Here is a 9,847-nt window from a genome sequence, read left to right as displayed (position 1 = left end):
CAGAGGGCTTGTGCAACCTCATGGGTGCGCCTCCTGTTTGCGAGTCTTGCTTTGTCCGGCAAAGGCTTCCCTCGAGAGGGCCTGCAAGAGCCCCATAGCCACCCCGGCCATCAGCATGGAGTTGCCGCCCATGCTGACCATGGGCAGCGGCGAGCCACCGATGGGTACTGTGCCGATCACGGCGGCGATGTTGAGGGCGGCTTGCAACACCAGGTACAGCGTCAGACCCAGGGCCAGCACGCTTTGGGCGCCTTCCAGGTTGGCGGCGATTTGCAGCCCTCGAGCCAGGATGAGCCACCAGGCCAGCAAAACCATAAAGCCCGCTAGCCACCCCCCCGACCAGATGATTGAGGCCAGGATAAAGTCGTTGTGGGACTCCGGCAGGTTGGGCATGCGCGAACCCACCCCCTGCCCAAACGGCCCGGCGTTGACGATGATTTTGTGGGCCTGGGTGATTTGGTATAGCGGCCCCCGGATGACCTCTGGGCTCAGCTCGTCAACCCGCCCGCTGATGTAGGTGCTCCAGCCCTCGAAGCGGTCGCGCACCTTCTCGAAGCGGTGCAGGTATAGCCCCGAGACCGAGAGTGCCAGCACCCAGGCCGCCAGCCCAATGGCCAGCAGGCGCCGCCAGGGCACGCCGATGACGATCAGCAAGAAGCCTGATAGGAGCAACACGAACAGGCCGGTGTCCAGGTCGGGGGAGGCGATGATCAGCCCGGCCGCCAGGCTGATGGCCAGGATGGGGCCGATGATGGGGTAGTCGGTGGGTTTGTTGTGGAAAAAGGCAGCCAGGTAAAGCACCACCGCCAGCTTGGCCAGCTCCGAGGCCTGGATGTTGAACGAGGTGAAGGGCAGGTCGATAAAGCGACGCTCGCTGCCCGGCCCAAAGCCTATCAGCAGGTTGGCGAGCAAAAGCCCCAGCGATAGCAGAAAGATGGGCCGAGCCGTCTGGAGGGCCCACTGGGGGCGCAGGCGCGAGACCAGTAGCATCAGGGCCAGCGAGAGGGCGATGTTGCGCAGGTTCTCCAGGCTGTGCTGCTCAGGGGCGGCCCGCATCCAGTCGGAGGTGGCCACCCCCAGGGCCGAGAGGGCAAACAGCAGGAGCTGGGCCAGAAGCAGGATGCTATCCATGGCTTCCTCCCAGCTCCATGACCACTTCCCGGAATACCTTGGAGCGCTCCTTGTAGTCTTTGAACTGGTCGAAGGAGGTGGCCAGGGGGGCCAGCAGCACGCTGCCAGTGGTGAGCCGCCGGCGGGCCTCGAGCACCGCTTCGCGCAGGGCCTTGCGCCCGTCGGGCTCGCTGATTTCCACCACCTCCACCTGCCCCCGAAGCGGCGCGGCCAGGTGGGGGCCATCCCGACCCACCGCCAGAATCAACCGCACCTTGCGCGCCACCACCTCCAGGAGTTCGGCGGATGGTGCCCCTTTGTCCACACCCCCCAGGATCCAGGCCACCGGCCCGGGGGCCGCTTCCAGGGCCATGCGTACCGAGTCGAGGCGGGTGGCGATGGAGTCGTCGATGAACTGCAAACCCCCTATGTGAGCAAACACCTCGTAGCGGGCCTCGGGCTGGGGGGCGGTGGCCCGGTACGGGGCCAGGCCCTGTGCGCTGGGTTCGACTGCCCAGGTTCGGCCTGGCTGTTCGCGCTGGACGATCTGGGCATAGGCCAGGGCTGCTTGCAGGGCGGCGTTCAGATTGGTTTCGCGGGGGCTATTGGCCGGCTCAAAGGGGTAGCGACGGGCTGGGCTTCCCTCGATGCCTGCCAGAATTCTGGGGTCTTTGGCGTTGTAGACCAGGGCATCTTCAGCGGTGAGGTTCTTGATTAGATTGAGCTTGGCAGCGTGGTAGGCCTCGAGGCTGCCGTGGCGATCCAGGTGATCCACCCCCAGCAGCAGGAGTACCGCCACCCTGGGCCGGAAATGCACGACGCGCTCGAGCTGAAAACTGCTCATCTCGGCCGCGACCACCTCGGCGTCGTCCACCACACTGGCCAGGGGGGGATCGATGTTACCCCCTTCAACCGCCTTGAAGCCCAGCGCCCGCAAAAAGTGCCCGGTGAATAGGGTGCAACTGGTCTTGCCGGCGGTGCCGGTGATGCCGATGAGCGGGGTTTGCGAATGCCGGTAGACCAGCTCGGCCTCGCCGATCACCTCGGCCCCTCCCTCCCTGAGCGCGGCCAGCCGGGGGTGCTGGATGGGGACGCCAGGGGCGGCGATTACCTGGTCGTAAAGGCCGGGGGTGGGGTTGGGCTCGAGGGTAAACCCCAGCCTTAAGGCCTGCTCAGCCTCCTCGGGCTTGAGCTTGTCATCGTAGAAAGAAGCGGAGAGGCCGTGCCGCTGCAGGTAGGCCAACACCCCCAGCCCACTGCGACCGAGCCCGTATACCAGCCGCCTCATCCCAATCCTCCCCACAGGTGCACCGCCAGGGCTGTGCACAATGCGGTGACAACGACAAAGCGAAAGACCACCTTGCTCTCAGGCCAGCCGGACAGTTCGAAGTGGTGGTGCAGCGGACTCATGCGGAAGAAGCGTTTTCCAGTACGGCGGAAATAGCTTACCTGGATGACCACCGAGAGCACCTCCAGTACCGGAATCAGCGCGGCCAGCGGCAGCCACCACAGCTTGCCCTCCAGGATGAAAAGCCCTGCGGTCAGCGCGCCCAGGGCCATGCTGCCGGTATCGCCCATAAACACCGTGGCCTTGGGGGCGTTGTGCCACAAAAAGCCCAGCAGCGCCCCCACCATAGCCTGGGCGATGGGCAGGCCCACGAAGGGCAGCAGTATGACCGTGGTGACGCTGGCCAGCAGCCCGTCCACCCCGTCGGTAAAGTTGAAGGCGTTGCAGGCGGCTATCACCACCAGCGTAAAGATCAGAACATCCAGCACGGGGTAGGGGGTGTACTGCACCTGGCGCGCGGCCCATACGGCGAAGATCAGGCTCATCAGCGCCTGCACCACCAGCTTCTCCCGGGCCCTCAGGGGGCGGCGCAGCGAACCTGCCAGGTCGTCGGCTAAGCCCAGCAGGGCCATGCCCAGCACCAGCAGCCAGAGCCCCGCCCACTTATCGCCGCCCGAGAGGCCGTACACAACCCCAGCCGCCAGCAGAAACGCCACCCCGCCCATGCTGGGGGTGCCCATCTTAGCCAGGTGGCTTTGCGGCCCATCGGCCCGCACCTGCTTGCCAAGCCGCAGCGACTGCATGAGGGTAATCCAAAGCCCCACCAGGAACCAGCTCAGGAGCAGTGCCGCTGCGAGGGTGTTCATGGTACCTCCTGACCGAGAAGGGGCCGGACGCCAAGAGAGGCCGTAAGCGCTTGGGGTTCCGACCGGTTGGCGGTATCCAGGTTAAGCTGCAGGGTGCGCAGGCGGCCCGCCTCGAGCGTGTAGAGGTAGGTGCCGTCGGTCTCGAGGCCCTTGTACACCCCGGCCCGGAAGCCCAGTTGAAGCCCCTCCGGGCTTAGCCGGTAAATTCCCTCGGAGGTAAGCACGTAGAGGTCGTCTTGCACCACGGCGGCCTGCACGCCAGCGGGCAAAGGAACCCGCAGGTTATCGGGCAGGCGGAGGGCTTCACGCCCAAAGGCGTACACGTAGCGCTCGCTGGCGGCCAGAAAGCTAAACCGGCCTTCGGCCAGCAGGCGGCGCCCCAGGTAGAGGCCCTGCTGGTCGATCCAGTAGACGCCCTCTTTGGTGTAGAGCGCGTCTTTGGCCTTGTAGGGAAGGGTGCCCAGCCCCGGCACAAAGAGGCGGTCTTCCAGGCCTACCAGCGGGAGCGGTTTGGCCCGCACGAAAGCGGGAACCCCCGGCAACGGCTGGCTCTCCTGGATGAGGCCATCTTGATAGATCAAAAGCTGGAAGGGGTAGGCGGCCAGGAGGGTGGAGCCGCTGCGCGCCACCCAGGGGGTGGGACTGGGCAGGGCCAGTTGCAGCGCCCCGGCCCGCACCACCCGGCCTTCCACCACCCCCCCTTCAATCAGGATGGGTGTGCTGGTGGGTGGGGTAACTGGCTGGGGTGCGCAGGCTACCAGCCAGAGGCCACAGGCTGCCAGTCCGGCCCTCATGCCCCCTCCTTTCCGGCCGGTGCCGACGGGTTGTTTTCTCGGGGCCAGAGTTCCAGGAGGCGCTCGAGGCCCACGCTGCGCGAGGCTTTGAGGTAGACCAGGTCGCCGGGTTGAACTTTGCCAAAAAGCAACTGCACCGCCTCCTCGATGGTTTCTACGGCGGTTCCACCGGCTTCGGCGGCCTGCTGTTTTGCAAACGGGCCGACGAAAACCAGGTTTGGGCTGACGGCAGCAGCCAGCCGGGCGGCCTCGAGGTGGTGCTTTAAGGCTTCCTGGCCCAGCTCGGCCATGCGCCCCAGCACCAGCCACTTGCGGCCAGGCTGCGCCTGTAAAAACGCCATTCCGGCCTTAAACGACAGGGGGTTGGCGTTGTAGGCATCGTGGATAAAGTCGATACCACCCAGCCGCAGGCGCTGCATCCGGCCGGGGGGCAGCCGGAGGGCGGCCAGCCGCTCGATGGTCTGGGCGAGGGGCTTGTCCAGCATCCGGGCGACGGCCAGCGCAGCCAGCGCCCCCATCACCGGCCCCACACCGGGGTAGGGGAGGTGGACAACCTTTCCCTCGAAGCGGAAGCGGGTGGCCTCGAGGCCCATCTCGACCCCTTCGGCGCGGAAGTCGCCGGCTTCGATGCCATAGGTGACCAGGTTGGGTAAGTCCAGCAGCTCAGCGGCCTGCACGCTGGCCAGCCGCAGGGGGCTGACCTGCAACAGCCAGCTTTCCTCCCGAACGACGTTCTCGAGGTTCCCCAGCCCTTCCAGATGCTCCACGCCCAGGCCGGTGAGCACCCCGATATCGGGTCGGGCCAGGTAGGTCAGTTCGGCCATTTCCAGCAGCCGGTCGATGCCCAGCTCCACCACACAGCCTTCGGCCGGCTCCAGGTGGAAAAAGAAGCGCGTGAGGCCGGGGGCGTTGTTAAGATTGCCTTCCGGGGCCGGCCAGGCCAGCCCCTGGGCCAGGCATTCCTTGGTGGTGGTCTTGCCCGAGCTGCCGCCTACCGCCAGCACGCTTCCCCTGAACTGATCCCGCAAGGCCCGCCCAACCGCCAGCAAGGCCCGCTCAGGCCTGGCCACCTGCACCGCACCGGGGTGGTTCAGGTCGCTGACCACGAAAGCGGCGCCGGCTTGCACAGCCTGCTGACCGAACTCGCGCCCATGCGTTCGGGCGCCCGGCAGGGCGAAAAAGGCCACCCCCGGGCCAACCTGGCGGGAGTCCCAGTGCAGGTCGTGGGCCACCGAGGCACCGGGGTGCACCTGGCCGCCGGTCAGACTGGCCACCCATTCAGGGCGGAGTTCCTTAGGAGTGTTGGACGGTACCATAAGCCCATATGAGTGTTTTGCTCAACATACACAAGATGCACATCAATGAACCAGTTTACTGGTATTGGGCGAGGCTTCCAACTGCGGCTGGGGTGGAACGCCCCAGAGCGCGAAGAGCCGGGCCGCAATCTCGCGGTAGATGGGGGCGGCCACCTGGGCTCCGTGGATGCGGCTGCCCTTGGGATGGTACAGCGCGACCACCACGGTCACGCGTGGGGTATCGGAGGGGATGAAGCCGGCGAACAGGGCAGTGTACACACTGCTGCTGTAGCGGCCATTCACCACCACCTGGGCGGTACCGGTTTTGCCGCCCAGGGTGTAGCCGCGGAGCTTGGCGTTCTCGGTTATGCCCTGGGTGAGGGCCTGGCGGATTGCACGGGCCACCTGCGGTCGGAAGACCGCCTTGCTTTGCGAGGTGTTGCCCTCGAACAGGATGGGCTGGCGGTAGACACCATCGGCGGCCAGGGCGTTGTAGGCAGCGGTTAGGTGCAGGGGGGTAATCAGAAAACCCTGCCCAAAGGTGGCATTGGCGTACTCGGCAGGCCCCCAGCGCTGTATAGGGCGCACCTGGGGGGCGGCTATCTGCACCGCAATTGGCGGCTGGTAGGACAACGGTGGAAGAAGCTGGTCATCCAGAAAGTGTAGCTGCTTGAAGAAATCGAATAGGGTCTTGGGTGGAATTCGCTCGGCCAGGGTGGTGATGCCCACATTCGAGGAGTACTTGAGCACCTCGCTCAGGGTGAGGGTCTCGGGGTGCCGTACCACGTCGTTGATCGTCCAGCCAGCCACGCGCCGGCTCATGGGGGCATAGACCTTGGTGTCCAGCCGGGCCACGTTTTCTTCCAGCAGCACGGCAGCGGTCAGGGCTTTGATGGTTGAGCCCGGCTCGAGCGCATACATAAAAGCGTGGTTGCGCCAGGCGATGTCCTTGCGAATATCGCCCCGGGGGGCCGTGGGGTCGAAGGCTGGGCCATTGGCCACCGCTAAAAGTCGGCCGGTCTGGCTTTCCATAACCACCGCCGTACCCCAGTCGGCTTTGGCCGCCTCGAGGCCCTTCCACAAGGCCTGCTCGGCGATGGCCTGCACCTGGGGGTCGATGGTCAGGCGCAGGTTCTGGCCCTGGGCCAGCAGGGGCTCCAGATCGAGCTCGAGGCCCGAAAGCCCCTTGCCCCCGCTGCGCTCGCCAAAACCGACCAACTGGGTTGCTGAGAGTCCCAGTGGATACAGCCGGGTCTCCTGGGGCGTGCTCAGGGCTAGGGGGGTTCCATCGGCGGCCTCCAGACGGCCGCGAACCGCTGGTGCGGCTTGGGCAGTAGGGGGGCGTAGCAGCAGGCTTGGGGCGTTGTGCCACAGGATATAAAAGCCATACCCCAGCCCCAGCATAAAAGCCACTATGGCCAATAGCACCACCCAGCCTCGGTTAAGGGTGGCCTGCTCGTGGGTGCCCAGTTGGTTCAAGGGGTGCTCCTTTCTGGCCGCACCCAGCGGCCCAGACTCATGGGGATAAAGCCGTTGGCCTCGGCCCAGGCCCGCAAGGCCAGGGGGGCGGTGAGCTGGTAGCGCTGCAATAGCAGCCGGGTCTCCTTTTGCTGTAAGTCCGCTTCTTTCTGTTCCAGAGCGGCCAGGTTTGCGTTGAGCTGTTGATTGTAATGCCCCAATGCGGTCAGCCCGGTCAGCAGCAGCAAATACACCATGCCCCACCGCAATACCGTTTTCATGGGTTGCCTCCGTCTATGCGCTCGGCCACGCGCATCTTGGCACTTCGGGCTCGAGGGTTTTCCCGTTGCTCGGCCTCAGAGGGCACGATGGGTTTTTTGGTAAGGGAACGCAGCGCGGTAGACTCACGCAGAAAATGTTTGACCAGGCGGTCTTCGAGTGAGTGGAAGCTGATGACCACCAGCCTGCCGCCGGGCTTGAGCACCGCCTCGGCGCTGCGTAAGAGTTGCTCCAGGGCGCCCAGCTCGTCGTTGATGTAAATTCGCAGTGCCTGGAAGCTTTTGCGGGCCGGATGGCCTGCCGAGCGGAAGCCGGTGGCCCGGCGGATCACCTCGGCTAGCTGGGTGGTGGTGTGGATGGGGCGGTGCTCCACAATAAAGCGGGCAATACGGCGGGCGCGCGGCTCTTCGCCGTAGCGGAACAGAATTTCGGCCAGGGCTTCTTCCGGGTAAGTGTTAACCACTTCGTGGGCGGTGAGCTCACCCTGGCCCATGCGCATGTCCAGGGGGCCTTCGTGTTGGTAGCTGAAACCCCGACCGGCATCGTCGAGGTGGAAGCTCGAGACCCCCAGGTCGGCCAGCAGACCGTCCACCTGCGGGGTACCGCGCTTGGCGAGTTCGGGCACCAGCTCGCGGAAATTGGCCTGAATGAGCGTTAGGTTGGGTAAGCCCAAAGCCTGTGCCCGGGCGATGGCGGCCGGATCTTGATCAAATGCCACCACCTGGCCCCCCCGCTCCAGAATGCCGCGGGTATGGCCGGCCCCCCCCAGGGTGGCGTCCACATACAGGCCGCCCGGCCGAATCGAAAGCCAGTCCAGGGCCTCGTGGTAGAGCACCGGGGTGTGGTTCATGCCGCCTCCCTCCGACCGGGTGCGGGGCCGGATAGAGAAGGTCTGACAAAGGTTCGCATACATGGTTCATCCAATCAGGCCGCGCAGGGCTTCGGGGGTGGTGGGATTCTCTACAAACTTGGTGATGGCGGCCCACCAGCGCTGCTCGCTCCAAAGCTCTAAGCGGGTGGGTGCGCCCACCACCACGGCTTCGTTGGTGTCCTCGAGGCCGGCAAACTTGCGCAAAGGTGGAGGAATGGTCACCCTCGAGGCGTTGTCCATCTGGGTTTTATGAGCCCCCGAGTATAAGAAGCGCACCAGCTCCTGGGCTTCCCGGTCGATGAGCGGAACGTTCTGTAGCTGGCGCTCGATATTGCTCCAGGCCAGCAGGGGGTACATGTAGAGACAGCCCTCGAGGCCCCGGGTGATCACCACCCCATCCTCGATAAACGAGCGGAAGGGCTGTGGAATCACCACCCTACCCTTGTCATCGAGGCTATACTGGTATTCACCGAAGGGCATTCCGCGTTCTCCTGCGCTGTTTCGATTGTTGAGCCCGTCTCCCCACGAGCGTTTCCCACCGGAGGTGCTGTTCTAGACTGTAATGTACCACGCTATCCCCACTTTTTACCACTATCTCCCACCTACTTCCCACTTTTTCCCACCTTCGGTGTCCAAAATGGGCGAGATTCCCACCCGGCACACCCTGCCACGGCCATGGCTCACAGACGCTGTATTGCTACGATATAAATTTCAAAGAAGGGTTGCGAAACCGAAACAACCGGAAGCGTGCGGAAACGTGCGATAGGGACGCGAAAATAAGCGGGTGCTGGGTGGAAAAAAGTGAGGCCATCCGGAACTTTGTGAAAAACGAGACGATTTCAAAATGGAACGACATAAATTTCAAATTTGAAAACGATGAGAGTGCGGGATGTGAAACTATACTGAGTACAAACACGCTGAGATGAACCTGGGCGCGGGAACTGGGTTGTTCAAAATAATGCTTTGCTGGGCCTATAAAAACATTACTTGACTATATAGCCCAGGCCGGTCTCGGAGCATTCCACAAGCCAGCGTGAAACAATTTTTATTCGAGTTTGGTATACCATGAACTGATTCCATCTTAATGTAACTAAAGGGGGTGCGGACAAAAACCTGTAGTCCAATGAGGTTATGCGGACATCGATCCGCATCGTAAAAATGAACAAATGCAGTTCATCCCACAAATGTCCGCACGGACAGGTGCGGACATTTGTGCGGACAAATAAATATGCAAGCCAGCTGCTGGGGCAGGTGGTGCTGGCCGTCAAGGCCCTGGCCGGTCTCCTGAATCCCCCATCGCGCCTGCGCATGGATTCCAAGAAGTTGCCCACCGCCGCCCTGGCGCGGGCTAAGCGGGTTAGACTCCCCGGCCGTATAGGGCGGGATCATGCCAACCGCACGTACTTTTACGGATTGCGCTTGCACGCCCAGGTGGACGACCGGGGCTATTTGCGCCGGGTGCTGTTGCGCCCAGCCCAGGAGCATGATGTGGTGGTGGCCGTGCGGCTGCTACGGGGGTTGAAGTATGTGGTGGTCACAGGAGACAAGGGCTACCTGAGCCGGAAGCGGCCCGGTGCGGGGTGGATCTGATTGCCAAGCCTAGACGAAACATGAGGCCCTTCAGTCAGCGGGAGAAGCGCCTGTGGCAAGGACACCGGATCGTCGAGAGCGTCTTTTCCAGCCTGGATCGACTGGGGCTGAGCGAACGCCCCTACCGCAAGACCCGGGGGCTAATCTTTCACATCTATGCGGTATTGCTGGGCTACGGTCTGCGCATGCGGATGGAGCACGACCCTGCCTGGAAGCTCCTGATCTCTTATGGACGCACGCTAGAGATAGGGTGGAGTTGTTTTTCCGAATTGGGGTTGAATGAACCGAAACGTATC

At 63.6% G+C, this 9,847-nt stretch carries 10 protein-coding genes; 1 reads left to right on the top strand and 9 read right to left on the bottom strand.

Features of this window, described 5'->3' with window-relative positions; genetic code table 11:
- Positions 1 to 18: 18 nt before the first annotated feature.
- The 9 genes from MRUB_RS10125 to mraZ form a co-directional block, all read right to left on the bottom strand.
- Positions 19 to 1,131: an FtsW/RodA/SpoVE family cell cycle protein gene (locus MRUB_RS10125; RefSeq protein ID WP_013014258.1), complete on the bottom strand. Its 1,113-nt coding sequence runs from the start codon at positions 1,129 to 1,131 to the stop codon at positions 19 to 21.
- Positions 1,124 to 2,398, bottom strand: coding sequence for a UDP-N-acetylmuramoyl-L-alanine--D-glutamate ligase (gene murD / locus MRUB_RS10120; protein WP_013014257.1), 1,275 nt, complete (start codon positions 2,396 to 2,398; stop codon positions 1,124 to 1,126). The genes MRUB_RS10125 and murD overlap by 8 nt, the downstream gene beginning before the upstream one ends.
- The gene (locus MRUB_RS10115; protein ID WP_013014256.1) at positions 2,395 to 3,264 is read right to left on the bottom strand and encodes a phospho-N-acetylmuramoyl-pentapeptide-transferase; all 870 of its coding nucleotides are present in this window, start codon (positions 3,262 to 3,264) and stop codon (positions 2,395 to 2,397) included. Before MRUB_RS10115 ends, murD begins: the two co-directional genes overlap by 4 nt.
- On the bottom strand, positions 3,261 to 4,058 hold the full coding sequence (locus MRUB_RS10110; RefSeq protein ID WP_013014255.1) for a hypothetical protein: 798 nt from the start codon (positions 4,056 to 4,058) through the stop codon (positions 3,261 to 3,263). The genes MRUB_RS10115 and MRUB_RS10110 overlap by 4 nt, the downstream gene beginning before the upstream one ends.
- Positions 4,055 to 5,374: a UDP-N-acetylmuramoyl-tripeptide--D-alanyl-D-alanine ligase gene (locus MRUB_RS10105; protein ID WP_013014254.1), complete on the bottom strand. Its 1,320-nt coding sequence runs from the start codon at positions 5,372 to 5,374 to the stop codon at positions 4,055 to 4,057. The genes MRUB_RS10110 and MRUB_RS10105 overlap by 4 nt, the downstream gene beginning before the upstream one ends.
- Before the next feature lie 42 nt (positions 5,375 to 5,416).
- Positions 5,417 to 6,832: a peptidoglycan D,D-transpeptidase FtsI family protein gene (locus MRUB_RS10100; protein ID WP_013014253.1), complete on the bottom strand. Its 1,416-nt coding sequence runs from the start codon at positions 6,830 to 6,832 to the stop codon at positions 5,417 to 5,419.
- Positions 6,829 to 7,092, bottom strand: coding sequence for a hypothetical protein (locus tag MRUB_RS10095; RefSeq protein ID WP_013014252.1), 264 nt, complete (start codon positions 7,090 to 7,092; stop codon positions 6,829 to 6,831). Before MRUB_RS10095 ends, MRUB_RS10100 begins: the two co-directional genes overlap by 4 nt.
- Complete coding sequence (rsmH, locus tag MRUB_RS10090) at positions 7,089 to 7,940, bottom strand: 16S rRNA (cytosine(1402)-N(4))-methyltransferase RsmH (RefSeq protein WP_013014251.1); 852 nt, start codon at positions 7,938 to 7,940, stop codon at positions 7,089 to 7,091. Before rsmH ends, MRUB_RS10095 begins: the two co-directional genes overlap by 4 nt.
- Positions 7,941 to 8,006: 66 nt before the next feature.
- Entirely contained in the window at positions 8,007 to 8,441 is a 435-nt protein-coding gene (mraZ, locus tag MRUB_RS10085; RefSeq protein ID WP_013014250.1) for a division/cell wall cluster transcriptional repressor MraZ, read from the bottom strand.
- Between the two features lie 732 nt (positions 8,442 to 9,173).
- Between mraZ and MRUB_RS10080 the strand changes: the two genes are divergently transcribed.
- The gene (locus MRUB_RS10080) at positions 9,174 to 9,551 is read left to right on the top strand and encodes a transposase (protein ID WP_157413597.1); all 378 of its coding nucleotides are present in this window, start codon (positions 9,174 to 9,176) and stop codon (positions 9,549 to 9,551) included.
- Positions 9,552 to 9,847: the final 296 nt, after the last annotated feature.

Source organism: Meiothermus ruber DSM 1279 (genome assembly GCF_000024425.1).
GTDB lineage: Bacteria > Deinococcota > Deinococci > Deinococcales > Thermaceae > Meiothermus > Meiothermus ruber.
The sequence above is the reverse complement of the archived record's forward strand: the minus strand, read 5'-3'. Positions and strand labels throughout refer to the sequence as shown.